The 17509-nt window shown below is 62.7% G+C and carries 20 protein-coding genes and 1 tRNA gene; 13 read left to right on the top strand and 8 right to left on the bottom strand.

The features are described from left to right. Window positions 1–44: 44 nt before the first annotated feature. Both UC34_RS19900 and UC34_RS19905 read left to right on the top strand, forming a co-directional pair. Window positions 45–839: a transporter substrate-binding domain-containing protein gene (locus UC34_RS19900; RefSeq protein WP_044456906.1), complete on the top strand. Its 795-nt coding sequence runs from the start codon at window positions 45–47 to the stop codon at window positions 837–839. Between the two features lie 236 nt (window positions 840–1075). Next, window positions 1076–1495 (top strand): c-type cytochrome, encoded by a 420-nt coding sequence (locus UC34_RS19905; protein WP_084070841.1) that lies wholly within the window; start codon window positions 1076–1078, stop codon window positions 1493–1495. Here UC34_RS19905 and UC34_RS19910 read toward each other — a convergent pair. Next, a complete protein-coding gene (locus UC34_RS19910; RefSeq protein ID WP_044456907.1) occupies window positions 1488–2315 on the bottom strand; it encodes an HAD-IIB family hydrolase in 828 nt (275 codons plus the stop codon). The two genes, UC34_RS19905 and UC34_RS19910, sit on opposite strands and share 8 nt — an antisense overlap. A 190-nt stretch (window positions 2316–2505) precedes the next feature. Further along, complete coding sequence (locus UC34_RS19915) at window positions 2506–3096, bottom strand: superoxide dismutase (protein WP_237165349.1); 591 nt, start codon at window positions 3094–3096, stop codon at window positions 2506–2508. 526 nt (window positions 3097–3622) lie between these two features. On the opposite strand from UC34_RS19915, the gene UC34_RS19920 reads away from it, so the two are divergent. After that, window positions 3623–5026 carry a DUF1214 domain-containing protein gene (locus UC34_RS19920; protein WP_044458459.1) on the top strand — a complete coding sequence of 468 codons (1404 nt, stop codon included), beginning with the start codon at window positions 3623–3625 and terminating at the stop codon, window positions 5024–5026. A gap of 18 nt (window positions 5027–5044) precedes the next feature. On the opposite strand, the gene UC34_RS25920 is transcribed toward UC34_RS19920, so the two are convergent. The 4 genes from UC34_RS25920 to UC34_RS19935 form a co-directional block, all read right to left on the bottom strand. Beyond that, a complete protein-coding gene (locus UC34_RS25920) occupies window positions 5045–5341 on the bottom strand; it encodes a cation diffusion facilitator family transporter (protein WP_052811141.1) in 297 nt (98 codons plus the stop codon). Beyond that, window positions 5338–5460, bottom strand: coding sequence for a hypothetical protein (locus UC34_RS26015; protein ID WP_257786672.1), 123 nt, complete (start codon window positions 5458–5460; stop codon window positions 5338–5340). Before UC34_RS26015 ends, UC34_RS25920 begins: the two co-directional genes overlap by 4 nt. A gap of 101 nt (window positions 5461–5561) precedes the next feature. Further along, on the bottom strand, window positions 5562–6536 hold the full coding sequence (locus UC34_RS19930) for a class I SAM-dependent methyltransferase (RefSeq protein ID WP_157123245.1): 975 nt from the start codon (window positions 6534–6536) through the stop codon (window positions 5562–5564). 493 nt (window positions 6537–7029) lie between these two features. Continuing rightward, a complete protein-coding gene (locus UC34_RS19935) occupies window positions 7030–7938 on the bottom strand; it encodes a LysR family transcriptional regulator (protein WP_044456908.1) in 909 nt (302 codons plus the stop codon). Window positions 7939–8132: 194 nt separating this feature from the next. On the opposite strand from UC34_RS19935, the gene UC34_RS25650 reads away from it, so the two are divergent. The 4 genes from UC34_RS25650 to UC34_RS19950 all read left to right on the top strand — a co-directional run bounded on the left by UC34_RS25650 (window position 8133) and on the right by UC34_RS19950 (window position 10470). Further along, window positions 8133–8279 carry a cyclophilin-like fold protein gene (locus UC34_RS25650; RefSeq protein ID WP_167370673.1) on the top strand — a complete coding sequence of 49 codons (147 nt, stop codon included), beginning with the start codon at window positions 8133–8135 and terminating at the stop codon, window positions 8277–8279. 140 nt (window positions 8280–8419) lie between these two features. Further along, window positions 8420–8830 carry a (R)-mandelonitrile lyase gene (locus UC34_RS19940; RefSeq protein ID WP_044456909.1) on the top strand — a complete coding sequence of 137 codons (411 nt, stop codon included), beginning with the start codon at window positions 8420–8422 and terminating at the stop codon, window positions 8828–8830. Between the two features lie 196 nt (window positions 8831–9026). Further along, a complete protein-coding gene (locus UC34_RS19945; RefSeq protein WP_044456910.1) occupies window positions 9027–9695 on the top strand; it encodes a carboxymuconolactone decarboxylase family protein in 669 nt (222 codons plus the stop codon). Between the two features lie 31 nt (window positions 9696–9726). Further along, a complete protein-coding gene (locus tag UC34_RS19950; RefSeq protein WP_044458462.1) occupies window positions 9727–10470 on the top strand; it encodes an SDR family oxidoreductase in 744 nt (247 codons plus the stop codon). 333 nt (window positions 10471–10803) lie between these two features. Here UC34_RS19950 and UC34_RS19955 read toward each other — a convergent pair. Then, window positions 10804–10888: transfer RNA gene (locus tag UC34_RS19955), tRNA-Leu, on the bottom strand. A 92-nt stretch (window positions 10889–10980) separates the two neighbouring features. Here UC34_RS19955 and UC34_RS19960 point away from each other — a divergent pair. The 6 genes from UC34_RS19960 (at window position 10981) to UC34_RS19985 (ending at window position 16354) form a co-directional block, all read left to right on the top strand. Beyond that, complete coding sequence (locus tag UC34_RS19960; protein WP_044456911.1) at window positions 10981–11190, top strand: hypothetical protein; 210 nt, start codon at window positions 10981–10983, stop codon at window positions 11188–11190. Continuing rightward, entirely contained in the window at window positions 11187–11876 is a 690-nt protein-coding gene (locus UC34_RS19965; RefSeq protein WP_237165162.1) for a chromate transporter, read from the top strand. Before UC34_RS19960 ends, UC34_RS19965 begins: the two co-directional genes overlap by 4 nt. Next, window positions 11873–12397: a chromate transporter gene (locus UC34_RS19970; protein WP_044456912.1), complete on the top strand. Its 525-nt coding sequence runs from the start codon at window positions 11873–11875 to the stop codon at window positions 12395–12397. The genes UC34_RS19965 and UC34_RS19970 overlap by 4 nt, the downstream gene beginning before the upstream one ends. 175 nt (window positions 12398–12572) lie before the next feature. After that, window positions 12573–14051 (top strand): ergothioneine biosynthesis protein EgtB, encoded by a 1479-nt coding sequence (egtB, locus tag UC34_RS19975; protein ID WP_237165163.1) that lies wholly within the window; start codon window positions 12573–12575, stop codon window positions 14049–14051. Beyond that, the gene (gene egtD, locus UC34_RS19980; RefSeq protein WP_044456913.1) at window positions 14051–15040 is read left to right on the top strand and encodes an L-histidine N(alpha)-methyltransferase; all 990 of its coding nucleotides are present in this window, start codon (window positions 14051–14053) and stop codon (window positions 15038–15040) included. Before egtB ends, egtD begins: the two co-directional genes overlap by 1 nt. A 486-nt stretch (window positions 15041–15526) precedes the next feature. Further along, window positions 15527–16354, top strand: coding sequence for a DUF4088 family protein (locus UC34_RS19985; RefSeq protein ID WP_044458465.1), 828 nt, complete (start codon window positions 15527–15529; stop codon window positions 16352–16354). 131 nt (window positions 16355–16485) lie between these two features. Here UC34_RS19985 and UC34_RS19990 read toward each other — a convergent pair whose 3' ends face one another. Continuing rightward, the gene (locus tag UC34_RS19990) at window positions 16486–17379 is read right to left on the bottom strand and encodes a DMT family transporter (protein WP_044456914.1); all 894 of its coding nucleotides are present in this window, start codon (window positions 17377–17379) and stop codon (window positions 16486–16488) included. Window positions 17380–17509 lie beyond the last annotated feature (130 nt).

The following is a 17509-nucleotide window of genomic DNA, read 5'->3' on the forward strand; positions in this document are numbered from 1 at the left end:
TCCATCGCATGGCAGGACAACAAACATCCGAAGGAGACCACTGCATGAAACTCAAGACGTTCCTCACCCAGGCCTGCACCGCCGTTGTGCTTGGCGCGATGGCGCACGCCGCGCTTGCCGACCAGCTCGACGATATCAAGAAGGCGGGCAAGATCCGCGTGGCGATTGCCATGGGTACACCGTTGTATTCGTATGCCGACGCCAACCTGAAGCCCGTCGGCTCGGACGTCGAGACGGCCGAGCTGCTCGCGAAGGATCTGGGCGTGAAGCTCGACATCGTGTCGGTGACGAACGCCGCACGCGTGCCGACGCTGCAAGCCAACCGTGCCGATCTCGTGGTGGCCGACCTGTCGATCACGCCGGAACGCGCGCAGGTGGTCGACTTTTCGATTCCCTACGCCGTCATCTCGATCATCGTGGGCGCGCCGAAGAGCATGAACATCAAGAGCTACGCGGATCTGGACGGCAAGCGTGTCGGCCTCACGCGCGCCACCGTGAACGACACGCTCACGAGCGCGAACGCCAAAGGCGCACAGATCGTGCGCTATGAAGATGACGCCACGCTGATCACGTCGATGGTCACGGGGCAGGTCGATATCTTCTCGAGCACGCCGTCGAATCTGGGCGAAATGCAAAAGCGCGCCCCGGGCAAGAACCTCGAACTGAAGTTTGCGCAAAAGGAGTTCGATCTGGGCATCGCGCTGAACAAGAATCAGCCCGGACTCAAGGACTGGGTCAACAACTGGGTCAGGACGAACCTGAAGAATGGCAAGCTCAATGAGATCTACAAGAAATATCATGGCCGCGATCTGCCGGAGAGCGTGACGAAGGGCGCATGAGTCGATCGCCGGGCCGATGGCGACATCCGAAGGGACCGTCCTTGCCTGAGTGCAAGGACGGTTTTTTTTCGACGTCTTTACTGGCAGTCCTGCGTGGAAAGGGGTAAGTTAGCGACTTGTTTTCGCCCCCGGCGCGGCCCTCCTGCGTGCTTGCCACGTCCTGTCATGGACTTGCCAGCGAATCGCCGCGCGACACTTATGCACGATCCACGCGCCTACGGGTGCGCCATGCTCAAATGACGGCTCCTTACGCGTTTTTTGCCTTTGCGTTTTCCTCCGCCGCGCGCGCATGCGCCGGCGTCCTCGCCCTGGCGCTATGCAGCACATGCACGCCGGCGTTCGCCGCTGGCGATGTCGACGCCGGCAAGGCGTTGTTTGCCTCGCGCTGCGCGTCGTGTCATGCCGTCGGGCCGATGGCGGCTTCCGGCTTCGGCCCGCAACTCAATGGCCTGTCCACGCGTCGTGCCGGCAGCCTGAAGGACTTCGAGTATTCGGCGGCCATGAAACAGTCCGGACTGGTGTGGGACGACAAGACGCTCGCTGCGTTCATTGCGAATCCCGGCAATACCGTACCCGGCACGAAGATGCGCTTCTGGGGGATCGGCAACGAACGCAAGGTCGCGGACCTGATCGCCTATCTGCATACATTCAAGTGAGTCGATCCGCTTGCGCGGCGTGCCGTCTCGGCGTGCCGTGAAGGTTGCGTGACGCGAGAATCGCATTAGCGAATTCGACAAAGCCCGCGCCCCCCGGCCCCCGCGTCACCCAGCGCGGCGGCACCGGCAATTGCGGCAGATAATCGACCACCGTGCTGACACCCGCGGTGTGTTTGAAATAGCCGAACATCGGTGCATCGTTGGTCGAATCCCCCGAATAGGCGATCCATTCCGACGCCGCATCGGCGTCCACGCCATACACGTCGTCGAGAATACGCAACGACATCGAGAGCTTGTCGTAGCCGCCTATCCAGCCAAGCACCCAGAGATTATTGACGGTGGCGTTCGCCCCGGCCTGCGTCAGTACGTCGAGGATCCGTTGATCCGATTCCTCGTCGCTGCGACGATAGGCCAGACTCGTCAATCGGAAGATCTGGTCGTCGGCATGCTCCGCCTGCGGCAAGGTCTCCTTCACCGTCTGTGCGATCGCGCGCAACTGCGCGCCTGTCTGGTCGAGGCGCTCGTGCGGATGCCAGAAATGCCGCTCGACGTGATGGCCGTCCGGCCCTCTGCGCAGGAATAACCCGCCGTTCTCCGCAATCACCCCGTCGACGGGCCACATGCGGGCCATCTGGTCGCACCATCCGGCAGGCGCAGCGGTCACCGGAATGACGCGAATCCCCGCCGCTTCGAGACGCGCCAATGCGTCATACGTCGGCGCGGGCAGACGTCCCCGATAGGTGAGCGTTTCGTCCATGTCCGTCAACACGAACCGGACGTCGGAGAACTGATGGGGAGGTGCGAGAGAGAGCGCTTGCATGGCGGTCGAAATACACGGACAGCGTTCGATTATGCGGTGCGACCCGCCCGCCGCTTAGTCAGAATACGCATATGTATATGACGTGACGTGACGCGCCGCTCATGGCACTGCCGTCACGTCCCGAGCCTTGCCTTGCGCGAAATGCCGAGTCCCGGGCGATCGGGCATTCGGCATCGCACGCGCAACCGCTTCAGATGCGCGCGTAGTTCTCCGAGGCAAACGTCCAGTTCAATGTCTTCGCAATCGTTTGCGCGAGATAGTCCGCACGGCGATTCTGATAATCGAGGTAGTACGCGTGCTCCCACACGTCGACGGTCAGCAGCGGCAATTGTCCGTTGCGCGTGAACGGCGTCTCGGCGTTGCCCGTCTTCACGACGGCAAGGTCGCGCCGGTCATCGACGACGAGCCATCCCCAGCCGCTGCCGAATTGCGACGCCGAGACCGACACCAATTGCTTCGACAGGGCCTCGAACGAGCCGAATTTTGCGATGATCGCATCGCTCAGACGCGCGTCCGGCTTCGTTGGCACGGGGCTTAACGACTTCCAGTAGAAGTTGTGATTCCAGGCCTGCGCCGCGTTGTTGAAGATGTCTTCCATGTCTTCGCGACCATGGGACTTGAGGATGATCTGTTCTAGCGTAGCGTTGGCGAGCGGCGTGTCGGCCAGCAGCTTTTTCAGATTGGTGAAGTAAGCCTGATGGTGCTTGCCGTAGTGAATATCGACGGTGCGAGCCGAGATAACGGGCGCAAGCGCGTCCTGCGCGTACGGAAGCTTGGGCAGCGACTGCGGCGACGCACCGAGATATGCGAGAAGCGCTGCTTCGTCTCGTTGATTGCCGGCGTGGGTCGCGCTGTTCGACGAGGTCGTTGCGGCAAGACTCAGGTTCGACATGACGAGCGCAGCAGCGCCAAGCGAACCGCTGGCGAGCATCTGACGACGAGACAGATGTGTTTGAGGCATGATCATCTCCGTTTTGTTGGGAGGAAGAGAAGGCCCGTTCAAGGCCCCGCTTGTTCTCATAACGATTCACGGACCGCAGTTATTCCATCGTGTGCGAAAAAATCCGCCAATGGGCAACGTGTCGACATGCGACGCCGGGCAGTTGGGCGAGACGCTTCGGACCAAAAATCGAACCGTTGACAAAAACCCGTTCACCACCAATGATTTAGCGAGCATTTTTTCACCGCGCGACGCGCTATGACGTCCGGCATCTCCCGATCTGCGCCGGATCGACGCAAGACCTTGAAGCACCTGCGAATCACCCGGATTGCCCTCACGTAAATAATGGTCTTCATTGGAACCCATGATGAGAAAAAATCTAAATGCGGTGTTCGTCTTTTCACTTCTCGCATCTCACCTGGCGTTGGCCGCCGCGCCAAAAGTCGATAACGACGCGGTGATCGAGCGACGGGCCGTGGAAGCCGTTATCTGGGGCATGCCCGCAGTCAATACCGAGCTGATGTTGCAGGCAATGCAGCGCAGCACGTCGGCCCGGGAGAACGAGGTCGTCTACTGGTCGAAGCCGGTGAACTGGAAGAACCAGACCCTCACGCCGAATCCCGATTCGATTTATTTCATGACCTTCGTGAACACGAAGGCGTCCGGGCCGCTGGTGGTGGAAATTCCGCCAGCGGACGGCGGCTCTCTCGCCGTGAATATCGTCACCACGTGGCAAATGCCCCTGGAGGACGCCGGCCCCCAGGGCGCGGATCAGGGCAAAGGCGGCAAATATCTGATTCTGCCGCCGGATTACCAGGACACGCCGCCGCCGGGATACATCGCATTACGATCCGACACGTATGGCGGCTTCACGCTGATGCGCTCGAACCTCGCAAGCCACAACGATGCCGACGTCGCTAAATCTGTCGAGTACGGAAAACGCATCAAGGTCTATCCGCTGTCGCAGGCGAGCGCCCCGCCTCCGACGCGCTTCACCGATGCCTACGACGTGCTGTTCGACGCCACGATCCGCTACGACGCGAGTTTTTTCAAGACCCTGAACGACGTGGTTCAGAAGGAGCCCTGGATTCAGCGCGATCGCGTCATGATCGATCATCTCGGCACATTGGGGATCCACAAAGGGAAGCCTTATCAGCCCGATGCCAAAACGGAGAAGATCCTCAACGCGGCGGCGCGGCAAGCGCATGCGGAGCTGGCCGCGCGCTACGACCGGGGCTTTGAGCGGATGGTGCCGGAATACCGATGGTTTCCCGCCGCGATGCCGGAAATCGCCAGAGCCGTATCCACCGGCTACGGGAACCCGGACGAATATCCCGTCGACGGGCGCGGCGTGACATACACACTGGGCTTTACGGGCATCAAACGGCTGGGAACCGCGCAGTTCTATCTGATGGTCGCCAAGGACAAGAACGGCAAAGATTTCGATGGGCGCAGCACCTACCGTCTGGTCGTGCCCCCCAACGCCCCGGTCGCGCAATACTGGTCGGCAACGGCGTACGATCGGCAGACGCATGCGCTGATCCGAAACATGCCCAAAGCGAGCGTGGCGTCCACGACCACGGGTATCGCAAAAAATGCGGACGGCTCGGTCGACATCTACTTCGGCCCGAAAGCGCCCGAGGGCAAACAAGCCAATTGGGTCCCCACCGATCCGCACGGGAAATTCGAACTGCTGTTCCGGCTCTACGAACCCCAGAAGGCATTCTTCGACAAGCAATGGCGATTGCCAGACGTCGAAAAGATCGATTGAATCGCGTACGGCCGGTGATCACGCGTGAGGAGGCTTCGTGGGAGAGGTCTGTGCTTCGCAGCCTTGCGCGCAGCCGTTCACGAAGGCGGCGAGCACTTCGAGCCGCTTGTAACCGTACGTCAGTTGCAATGTTGCAGGGCGCTTGCCGTAGTGGATGGCGATCCAGCTAAAAGCCAATGCGGCCGCATCGCTCACCATATGCCCGGCGTCCGCCAGCAGCGCCAGCGACCCGGAGAGCACGCCGCCGACGATTTCGATGACCATGAAGACGGCAATCAGGACGAAGGCGATGCCGATTCGCCGCTGATCGGTCACGCCTCTGGCGTGGCTGTGGCCTGCATGGTTGTGGCCGGCATGCCCGGCATGATCGTGGCGCGCGTGTCGGTGCCCCTCATGCCCGTGCCGATGATCGTCGCGATCATGATCGGGGTCATAAGGACCGTCGTGCGAGTTGCGCGACGTGTCGGGCATTCGGGGGACCTCGCGTCGAGTTGAGACGATTCTGATCCTGACGGGTGGCGAACGCCCGCGAGGGTCAAGCCTCCAATCTTCGCCCTCGCCCTATCACACCATTCGGCCCGTAGCCGACGTCGATGTCGACAAAGCCGGCGCGCGAGAACCAGCCCGACACGTCGGCAATGGACTGCGGATGATCGTGTGCGGGTGAATACATGTCGAACGTGTCGAGAATGGCCCAGTCGCGGTTAATCTCGTCTGGCAGGCCAAGATGGGAATACTCGCAGATCGGACTGATACGAGCGCCTGCACGGCCCCCGAGTCTTCGCAGCAGCCTGGTGACTGGAATCAAAGGCGGGGTGGCCGTCGCCACGACCTTGTAGAGAGTTTGCGGGCTCATGCGCATTGTGATGGGGCGCAAGAGGTACTTCCATTGCAGCACCGAAACGACGCTGCGCGTATAAGCGTCGACAACAAGTTCGCCGCCCGGACGTACCATGGCGGCAAGACTCTCGAAAGCTTTTGCGGGATCCGGTGTGTGCTGAAGCACCCCCAGACACATCACCTTGTCGAAAGACGCCCTTGCCAACGGGATATTGAATATATCGCCCTGAAACAAGTTCAGATTTGGCGCATGCCCGTTGTTCGCCGCATTCGCATCGACTGCTGTCGAGTAGTCGAAGGAAAATACAGACGCTCCGGTTCCCACGAGGATCTCGGTAAATCTCCCCGCGCCGGAACCCGCCTCAAGCACCCGCTGTCCCTCCATCCGCTCAGGCCACTTCGTCACACCGAAAACGCGATCCCGCGAGATTGGCAATCCTGTGTGGCTATCGAGCTGTGAACGGCGATGAATATTCCACTGGTATCCGAAAGAGGTCGCGTAATTATCCCTTGGCACGAAACGGGGAATTCCGTTGAGCACCGCATACGTTTGCTCGCACGCATTGCATTTGAGATCGGCGTCGTCAGCGTGTTCGGCAGCGCGCGTCTTATGCTCGGAAAACGCCTGACACCCGCAATTCGGGCATACGTAATGTTCATAAGCGCTCAAAATCTCCCCCGGATCCGATGTTAGTGATGAAATTGCGTCTGAAGCGCCTGCAAATACATGTACTCCTTAAAAATTGCATGATAGCCAATCCATTCAAAGCCGATTTGCGAAGACGTTCTTTATGTTTAACGGTTCGTTGCATTTTTGGACGGCCATCGTAACAGCCCTCTTTAGTACACCGACCTCCGCCCACCCGATATTAGGATTTGTCCCATCAAGGCAGACGAACATGTTGGTCGGTGTAAAGATTGACGAGTAGCTTCCCCCCGGATAACCAATTACATCAATAAAATATCGTCAATCGGTGCACGTTTGGTGCACGTTTGGTGCACGTTTGGTGCACCGATGTGAGAGTTTTCACCGAAGGTAGTTGGAGGTCTCGGATGGCGGATTCCGCCCCCAAGGGACAGTCGCGGTTAGCGGAAACGGAAGCGGAAGCGGACGCCGTGACGTTTCCATATTCGTCCTGCGGGCCGCTGCTCGAAACATAGTCTTATCTGGCGGGCCTGTCGGCACGCCAACGCAATGCCTCGATCACTAAGGCCAGCGCTGGCGCGATTTGCTTGCGATTGGCGTAATACAGGTGATAGCCCGGGAAGATTGGCCACCAGTCTTGCAGCACAGGTATCAACCGGCCTGCCTCGATATGCGGCTGCATGATATCTAGCGGCACGAACGCCAATCCCATTCCATCGAGCGCTGCCTGAAGCATCAGGAAGGTATTGTTGAACGTGGTCTGGCCACGCACGCGCACATTGAGGGACTGTCCATCCTTTTCGAAGTCCCAGGCATACAGGCCGCCGTGCGTAGGCAGTCGCAGGTTGACGCAGCGATGCTCGGTCAGGTCGTGGGGCGTCTTGGGAACCGGCTTTCCCGCGAGGTAACGCGGCGACGCGGCCACGGCCATGCGTAATTCCGGCGCCAGGCGAACAGCAATCATGTCCTTGTCCACGCGATCCCCTACGCGCACGCCTGCGTCGAAGCGGCGCGCCGCAATATCGGTGAACGCATAGTCCACGCTGAATTCGACGTGTACGTCAGGGTACATCTGCAGCAGCGGTAGCAGCCGTGGCCAAAGCACGGTGGTGATGGCGTGGTCGTGTGCCGTGATGCGCACCGTGCCGGCCGGTTTGTCGCGCAGTGCAGTCAACGAGCCCAATTCCAGTTCGATCTCGTCGAGCCGCGGCGCCACAGCGTCCAGCAGCCGCGCTCCGGCCTCGGTGGTGGAGACGCTGCGGGTGGTGCGCGTGAGCAGGCGCACTCCCAGCCGGGCTTCCAATGCCAGCATCGCGTGGCTCAGCGCCGAGCGTGACAGGCCGAGCTGGGCGGCCGCGCGGGTGAAGCTGCGCTCGCGGGCAACGGCCACGAAGGCTCGCAGGTCGTTGAGGTTCTCTTTTGTCATTGGTGAATCCTTTGCACCAACGTATATCATTTTTGGGGTCTTCTCAACCAATTGAGAGCGCCATACAGTTCATACGGATCGTCACCCGCCGCCGATGAGGTTTCGGGTTCATCGGTAGCGTGAAGGAGTGCGAAACAGGCCCGGACCCGTGGTGCACGCAAAGCTTGGCGACATTCAACGAAGGAACTGCGTCCATGAACATTCGTTTGGCGATCAACGGACAGAGGCTTTCCGCAACGCTGGAGGACAGCGCCGCTGCCCGCGACTTTCTCGCGCTACTGCCAGCTGACGCTGGACTTGGAGGATTACGCCGCGACCGAAAGATCGCGCCGGTCCCCTGAAGGCTCGCATCGAAGGCGTCGAAAGTCGCTGACGCGCGGCCTTCGCGTGGACTTCGCGAGGCCGTCGCGAGGCCGTCGCGAGGCCGTCGCGAGGCCGTCGCGAGGCCGTCGTTTACTCACGCACGAAAAGGGAACACACCATGGAAATCAAACGCGCTGGATGTCAACCTTCCATGAAAGGGTCCGCCGAATGGTTCACCGGCACGGTCCGTATCGACCCACTGAACGCCCCGCCGGCGCCGGCGCGCGTGTCATGTGCGGCCGTCACCTTCGAGCCGGGCGCACGCACCGCATGGCACACCCATCCACTGGGACAGACGCTGATCGTCACCGCCGGCTGCGGCTGGACGCAGTGCGATGGCGAAGCCATCGTCGAAATCCGTGCGGGTGATGTCATCTGGTGCCCGCCTGGACACAAGCACTGGCACGGTGCAACGCCCACCACCGCGATGACCCACATCGCCATCCAGGAGGCGCTGGACGGCAGGAACGTCGATTGGATGGAGCACGTCACCGACGAACAATATCTTGCCGGCCCGCCGCGCGGCTGAGCCGTTTCGGCTTCGACAAAGGAAATCCATGCACTCAGCGCTCCGACTTGCTTTGTGCGCGACAGCATTGATAACGCCCGCTAAGACCCGCTTTATCTGGCGTCATGGTGGCGCATTGGCCGTGGCCCTGAGTCTGGTCGCCACACTGGGGCACGCAGCGAACGAAATGGACATCAACCCCATGACTCAAGCTCAAATGACAACACCAAGTACCTCCGAAACCTTGAATGCGCGCCAGCAAGTCATCGTGCCCATCGCGGCCTTTGCCGCAGCGGGCGACATGGACAAGCTGAACGCTGCGCTAGTCCAGGGGTTGGATGCCGGCATGACGGTGAGCGACGCCCGTGAAATCCTGGTGCAGCTCTACGCCTACGCAGGCTTCCCGCGCAGCCTTAATGCACTCGGCGAATTGATGAAGGTGCTGGAGGCGCGCAAACAGCGTGGCGTCAAGGATGCGCCGGGCCGAGAACCCAGCCGTCCCATCCCCACGGGCGACGCACTGCTGGCCGCAGGCACGGCCAACCAGACCAGGCTCTCGGGCGGAACGGTACAAGGACCATTGTTCGATTTCGCGCCCTCGGCAAACGAATACCTGCGCACGCACCTGTTCGGCGACATCTTCGAGCGCGACAACTTGGACTGGCAAAGCCGGGAGTTGGCAACCGTGGCCATGCTTTCGGCGCTGCCCGGCGCCGAGTCGCAATTGCAGGCGCACATGCGCATCAGCATGAACGTCGGCATCTCGGCCAGCCAGTTGCGTCAGCTAACTCAGGTGCTGTCGTCGCGCGTGGATGCCGACATGTCCCGCCGTGCCATCGATGCGCTGGATCGGCATCTCGGAATGCTCGATGCCGACAAGCAGTAGTCCTCTCGAACAAATCAAGGCAAAGAACATCATGATCAAAGACAAAGTCATCATCATCACCGGTGCGTCGTCCGGAATAGGTGAGGCGACGGCCAAGCTGCTCGCCAGCAAAGGCGCCAAGGTTGTGCTTGGGGCGCGTCGTGCAGACAACCTGAAGCGGATCGTCGATGAAATCGAGCAGCAAGGCGGCCACGCCGTCTATCAGGAATTGGACGTCACGCAGCAGGCCCACAACGACGCCATTGTCAAACTTGCCAAGGATAGGTTTGGCCGCGTGGACGCTATTTTTCTCAATGCCGGCCTGATGCCGACTTCGCCGCTTTCGGCGCTGAAGACTGACGATTGGCACCAGATGGTCGATGTGAACGTCAAGGGCGTGCTCAATGGGGTGGCAGCAGTGCTGCCCGAGTTCCTTGCGCAGAAGTCCGGCCACGTGATTGCCACCTCTTCGGTGGCGGGCCTCAAAGCCTATCCAGGCAGCGCCGTCTATGGCGGCACGAAATGGTTCGTGCGCGACTTCATGGAAGTGCTGCGCATCGAGTCTGCCCTGGAAGGCACCCACATTCGCACTGCGACGATCTACCCGGCGGCCATCAATACTGAATTGCTGTCGACCATCAGCGACGAGCAATCGCTTGACCAAATGCAGGGCCTCTACAACACCTACGGCATTTCCCCGGATCGGATCGCCAGCGTCGTCGCCTTCGCGATCGATCAGCCCGACGACACCACGATCAACGAGTTCACGGTCGGCCCCGCGAAACAGCCTTGGTAGGTGGGATACGAGATGCCTCGGCACCGGAAGAGCGGTGCCGCGCGCGCCACGTTGATTGCGGCATTGGCGGTTTTTTCAAACCGCTGATTGCATCGCCGGTGACTTTCACCGAATGAACCGGACGCGCTACGCGCTTTCAATGTCTTCCATACATCGCCGGCCGAATTTTTGGGTGCAAATTTCGGTGCAAATCCGGTGCACTGAGAAGCAGGAATAGCCTTCTCAGGCGACTTTCGACTACGCGATTGCACAGATGCTGGAACGGGACATCCAACACCCCCCCTGAAACAACAGGGATGACTGTGTCTGTCTTGATGTGGCGCGAAGCCTTAGTGGTACCGGGGACCGGACTTGAACCGGCAAGCCCGAAGGCGGCGGATTTTAAGTCCGCTATGTTTACCAATTTCATCACCCCGGCAAGGGCACGCATTCTAACATCCCCCACCGGGATACGTCAGTTCGGTATCATGGGGCTATGCACGCACTGTGCGCGTCAACGGAGATCGATCCATGCTGGAGAATCTCGACCGCATCGCCCTGTCGCTCGACGCCATCGAAACTGCCGCTCGTGACGTCGCCATGAATTCCCCCCAGAACGCGCAAGCTCTCTATACCGCGCTCATGGAAATTCGTAACGCCATCGCACTCGTCGCTCAGGAGGTCGTGCGCCTGGAACACGAAATCCACGGCCACTCACCCTCCGGCAACGGACAATCGTGACACGTCCTGCCGCCGATACCGCGAGCGCCCCGAATGTCGACGCCCCCAAGGCATCGCTCACGGATTCACGCGTTCCACACATTACCCGCCGCTCCGAACCATCCACTGAACCACCTACCTGCCGCGATCTGGCGCTCGCCTTTGGCGCCATCGGCGCCACCGGCTTTGGCGGCGTCTTGCCCTGGGCACGGCGCATGCTCGTCGACCAGCGCCGATGGCTCACCGATCGGGAATTTGCCGAATTGCTCCCGCTCGCACAATTGCTGCCCGGGCCGAACGTCGCCAATATCGCCACCGTGCTCGGACGCCGCTTCCGTGGCCCGCGCGGTGCAATCGCCGCCGTCGCCGGTCTCTACTGTTGCCCGACCATCGTCATCGTCCTGATCGGGCTCGCCTACGCCCGATGGGGACAGACCCCGCTCGTTCAGCACGTGCTCTCCGGCCTGATGCCCGCCGCCACCGGACTCGTCATCGCGACCTCGCTGCGCTTGCTTGCCGGACTGGAACGCCATTGGACGACGCTCGCCTTGGCCGGCGCGACATTCGTCGGCAGTTTCGTGCTCGGCTTGCCCTTGTTGCTCGTGCTCGGCGTGCTCGGCCCATGCGCGATTCTGACGGCGCACCGGCGCGCCCGGCGGCATCGACAGAACGAACAGGACAGCCAGGACGTGAGCGCCGCCCCATGAACACGCTCGTCGACCTCTTTGCGCACGGCACGCTCTGGTCGTTGCTCGCCGTGGGCGGCACCAATGTCACGCTCGCCGACATTCATCGCTACGCCGTCGAAACGCGCCATTGGATTACCGATGCCCAATTCGTCACCTTCTTCTCGCTGGCGCAGGCCGCCCCCGGCCCGAACGGCATGGCCGTCACCCTGATCGGCTTGCAGGCCGCAGGCTTGCCCGGCGCCCTCACCGCCACCCTCGCCAAGTGCGCGCCTAGTTCACTGCTGGCCTATCTCGTCGGCGGATGGGTCGACCGGCACGAACGCTCGCCATGGGTGCGCGCGGTACGCGCCGGCCTCGCCCCCATTACCGTCGGTCTGCTTGCCGCCAGCAGCGCCCTGATCGCGCGTGAAGTGGATATCAATCTCGCACGCGGGCTCGTCACGCTGGTGGCCGTCGTCGTTACGCTGCGCACCCGATGGAATCCCCTGTGGCTCATCGCCGCGGGCAGTGCGCTCGGACTCACTGGCGCGTTGATGTAACCACCGCCGACCAAACCTCTGCACCCCGGGCGCGCCGGCCGGCGGGGCGGAGAACTCGACCCACTACGTCAATCTTCGTTACGAACCGTCACATACTGGTCCCAAACTGGGGGTACATGACGCCCCGGCAACGGGTCTACAATAGGCAGCACGTTTCACAACACGGTGTGTCCCCATGACCGTCCCCTGTTGTACGTCGCAAGCCGAGGCGCCCTCAGGCGCCTCTCCCAACGCCACCCGCTCGCAGATCGCCCGCGACGGCCCGCCGAGCGCTGCCCCGGTCCATGGGCAGGTCGACGGGCAGGCCGATGCGGCTGTCGTTCCCTCAGCCCTTGCGCCAGTCGTTGTCCCCATTGTTGCCCCCATCGTTACCCCGACGGCCGGCTCGGCGGCTACCCGGCAACTCACACTCTCCGACCGGTTCGACGCCGTGCGCGCCGCCTCCGTCGCCTTCGCCCAGGGCCTCTCGGACGCCGACGCCACCGTGCAGTCCATGCCCGACGCGAGTCCGATCAAGTGGCATCTCGCCCACACGACCTGGTTTTTCGAGACGTTTCTGCTCGGCGAAGCCGGCGCAGCGGCCGGGACTCCCGGCAAACGCTATCGCCCTTACGATCCCCGCTTCGCCTACCTCTTCAATTCGTATTACGAGGCAGCGGGCCCGCGTCACCCACGCCCGCAACGCGGCCTGCTCACCCGCCCCACGCTCGACGAAGTGCTGGCCTACCGCCGTCATGTCGACGCCGCCATGCACGAGCATCTGCTGCACGCCGACGTTGCGCCCGAGATCGTCGCGCTCATCACGCTGGGCCTGCATCACGAAGAGCAGCATCAGGAACTGATGCACACCGATCTGCTACATCTCTTTGCCCAGAACCCGTTGCGGCCCGCCCATCGCTTACCTCATTCACCTCATTCACCGCGCGCCATGCCCCACGCAGCGTCGCCACGGCAATGGATCGAGCACGACGGCGGGCAATTCCGTATCGGCCACCCGGGCGACACGAGCAGCGCCGGCGGGCAATTCGCTTTCGATTGCGAGACGCCTTCGCATGACGTGCTGCTGCGTCCCTTCGCGATCGCGTCGCGTGTGGTGACCAACGCCGAGTGGCGGGCCTTCATCGAAGATGGGGGATATCGCATGGCCGGGCTCTGGCTCTCGGATGGCTGGGCGACGGTGCAACGCGAAGGCTGGGGGCATCCGCTTTACTGGGAACTGCACAACGGCGAATGGCACGCGATGACGCTGGCCGGCATGCAGCCGGTCGACGACGACGCGCCCGTGCAGCACGTCAGCTATTTCGAAGCCGACGCGTTCGCTCGCTGGGCAGGCAAGCGCCTGCCGACAGAACAGGAATGGGAAGTGGCCGCGCGTGCGTCGGACAGCGCATCGTCGCCCGGACAAGTCGCGATGGAGCAACGTTTTGGTCCGGTATGGCAGTGGACGGCAAGTCCCTATGTGGCCTATCCGGGATTCAGGACGGCATCGGGGGCCGTCGGCGAGTACAACGGCAAATTCATGTGCGGACAGTTCGTGCTGCGCGGCGGATCCATCGCCACGCCGCCGGGGCATGCGCGCACCACGTACCGTAACTTCTTCTACCCCCATCAGCGCTGGCAATTCTGCGGCCTGAGGCTCGCGGAGGATCGCTGATGTTGCAAGCTACCCAAACCAATCAAAGCACGGCCTTCGTTTGCCCGTCGCTGCCGGAAAACGCTTTTGCCACCGACGTGCTTGCCGGCCTGAGCCACACCCCGAAGTCGCTGCCCAGCGTCTGGCTCTACGACCAGCGCGGCAGCGAACTCTTCGAAGACATCACCGGCCTGGACGAGTACTACCAGACACGCACCGAAACGGCCCTGCTCGGTGAATGTGCGGCGGCGATCGCCGACGTCATCGGCCCGGATGCCGTCGTCGTCGAATTCGGCAGCGGGTCGAGCCGCAAGACGCCCCTGCTGCTCGATGCGCTGGTCACGCCGCGCGCCTACGTGCCCGTCGACATCGCAGACGACTTTCTCGACGACGCCGTTGCCGCGCTCGCTCGCCGCTGCCCCGGCATTCCCATGCTGCCGGTACGCGCCGATTTCACTCGTCCGTTCCATCTGCCGCCGCAGTTGCGGAACACGCAGGGCCCGCGTCTGGGCTTTTTCCCCGGCTCGACGATCGGCAACTTTGCGCCCGCGCAGGCCGCTGCGTTTCTCGCTCATGTGGGCAAGATGCTCGGCCCGCGCCGCCGCATGGTGGTCGGCGTCGATGCCTGCAAGGACCCGGCCGTGCTGCTGCCCGCCTACGACGACGCGCGTGGCGTGACGGCACAGTTCGATCTGAACGTGCTCGTGCGCATCAACCGTGAGCTCGACGGTGACCTGCCGCTGGACGCCTTCCGCCACGAAGCCCGCTTCAACGCGGCTGCCAGCCGCATCGAGATGCATCTGGTCGCACAGCGGCCCTTTACCGCCACGGTGCTGGGCCGGCGCTTTGGCTTCACCGCCGGCGAATCGATCCATACCGAGAACTCCTACAAGTACGGAAAGACCGAATTCCGTGCGCTGGCGCACTCGGCTGGCTGGGACATCGAACGTGTCTGGCTGGACGCCCGCGCGCGTTTCGCCGTCTATCTCCTGCGCCCCACCGGCGACTGATCGGCGCGGCAGACCTTCCGCCCGGGGCGGTCTGCCGCGCCGCCCAGCCTGACAAACATCGTCGCGAGGGCGCCATCGGATGCCCGGTGCCATTCTCGCGCTGTTTGCGGCGATCCGGAGACGGGCGCCGCAAGGCATTGAAAGGGCACTGAAAGGGCATTGAAAGAAAAATGCGTCGCGATCGCTAAAGTTTTTACGACATTTTGCCGTTGAGGCATGCAGACTCATGCTGCCCGCAATGCGAATCTCGAATTCCGTGTGGCGCAGAACCATCTCACAGCGCCCGGCCATGACCGTAGCGCACCGTTTATACGTATCGCGGCACATGACTTCACGCGCAATGGGGATGCACGTGGCACGGGCCTGGGCGCCAGCGCCCGTGGTCCGATGCACTCGTTCGGACGCCACGCCGGCCGACGCGACCTGGCTCGCGTCGCCCGCTCGCGCCCGTGCTCTCGTCACGTCGTTGATCGGGGGACCGCCCCGATGAGCCGCATCGCCCTCACCCTTTCCGATTCCGCGCTGGCCGATCTGCAAAAGGACTTCGATGCCTTCGTGCGCATCTCCTCCGCCGTCGACCGTCATTTCACCCCGCCACCGTTCGACGACTTCCTTCGCGCCCGTCTGCTCGACAGCACGGTGCCGCTCACTGAGGCCGCTGTCGCCCAGTTGCTCGCGGGCGGCCACTACGCGTGGGCCAAACGCACGTTCGACAAGCAGTTTCCGGATGTCGTCTCGATCATCCTGAATCAGGCACGCCAGCACGGGTTCTATTTCGTTTCGCGTCCGGAATGGTCGCGTGAAGACATGTCGCGTCAGGCCAGCCGCTGGGCGGAAGGCATCGTGCGCGAAGCCAAGGGCGAGGAGCGCATCGTGGAGTCGCTTGCCGGGCAGATCGTGACGTCGGCGCAGGACCTGCGCACGCTGGAGGCGACGTTGCAGACACCGGCATGGCGCACCGCTTCGGTGCTTCGCGAACGTGTATTCGAGGCGAAACGCGCCGTGGAGAGCGCACGCTCGCTGCAAGCGCGGGAAAAGCTCGGTGAATTGCGCGCCCTGCTCGATCTGGCGGTGATCTACGGCTCGGTCGGGACCCAGGAAGCCGAGCAGATTCTGGAATATCTGGGCGTGCTGCGCCCCGAGCTGTTCAACGACGATCCCGGGCTCCTGGAGCGATTCGCCGCATGGTTGCGACGGCTGCTCACGCCAAGCGTGACACGCCCCTCGCCCGCCCCCGAAATCCAGGTGCCGACCCTCGCGACCGAAGCCACGCACCAGAGCGCCGAACCGCTGCAAACGCCCATCGCGCGCTAAACGCGCTAAACGCGCTGAACGGGCTGGTCGGGCTGAACGCGCAAAACGCCAGGCACATCAGACAAGCTGGCCGAACACGACGCCACGGCGCGCATTGCACCGACTGCACCGTCCGCACCGTGCGCGCGACATCACCGGTTGAAGATCAAGGCCACACCGGCACTGGCGACCAACGCTCCCAGCCACGCCCCGGCTGCCGGTCGCTGCCGGGTGCGGATCCACAGCAGCGGCAACACCATCACGGGCGTGGTGGCCGAGAGCGTCGCGATGACCCCGGTGTTGCCATGCCCCATCCCGTAGAGCAGCAGCGTCATGCCGAGCGCCACGCCCACGAAGCCGGAGACTGCCGTCAGCGCGAGCGTTCCCGGCGTGAAGGCCGAAAAGATGGCACGCCCTCGCCGCGCCGCAATGATCGTCAGTCCCAACGCCGACACCCCCACACGCACCGCCGACGCGCCCACCGGATCCACGCCTGCCGCCATGACCGGCTTGGCGATCAGCGTGCCGACCGAGTGACATAGCGCCGCCGCCAGTCCAATGGCAACGCCGACCCGCACGTCGCCACGCACCGACTCCCAGTGATGGGCGTCCTCACGGCGCCCGCCGAACGCAATGGCCAGCGCCACGCCTGCCGTGACCAGCGCAACGCCGATGACCGCGCGCCATCCCAGCGCTTCGCCCAGCCAGACATAACCGAGCACGGCTGTCATCGGCGCATTGGTGGCAAAGACGATGGAGTTGCGTCGCGGCCCGAGACGGCCGAGCGACGTGTAGAGAATCGTGTCGCCCACGAGGATGCCGATCAACCCCGATGCCGTAAGTCGCAGCCACTGCTCGAGCGATAGCGCCGCCCAGCCGCGCAGCACCGCGAGTGCGAACAGCAACATCGCGAAGACCAGCAACATCCGGGCGTAGTTGAAAGGGAACGAACCTGCCTGACGGACAGGCGTGATGGCGATCATGCCGCTGCAGGCCCAGCAAAGGGCGGCACCGAGCGCGGCGAGGTAGGCGAGTTGGGTTGTCATGGTCAGGGGGCGGACGGCGCGAAGCCGCAACCGCCCCCGCCGTTGGGACGCCATTATACGAGCGACATGCCCCATTCGGGGGCATCAGGCCAGCGTTAAGAAGGCATCACTCGCACGCGCGCTCGCCCCG

This window comes from Pandoraea vervacti (genome assembly GCF_000934605.2).
Taxonomy (GTDB): domain Bacteria; phylum Pseudomonadota; class Gammaproteobacteria; order Burkholderiales; family Burkholderiaceae; genus Pandoraea; species Pandoraea vervacti.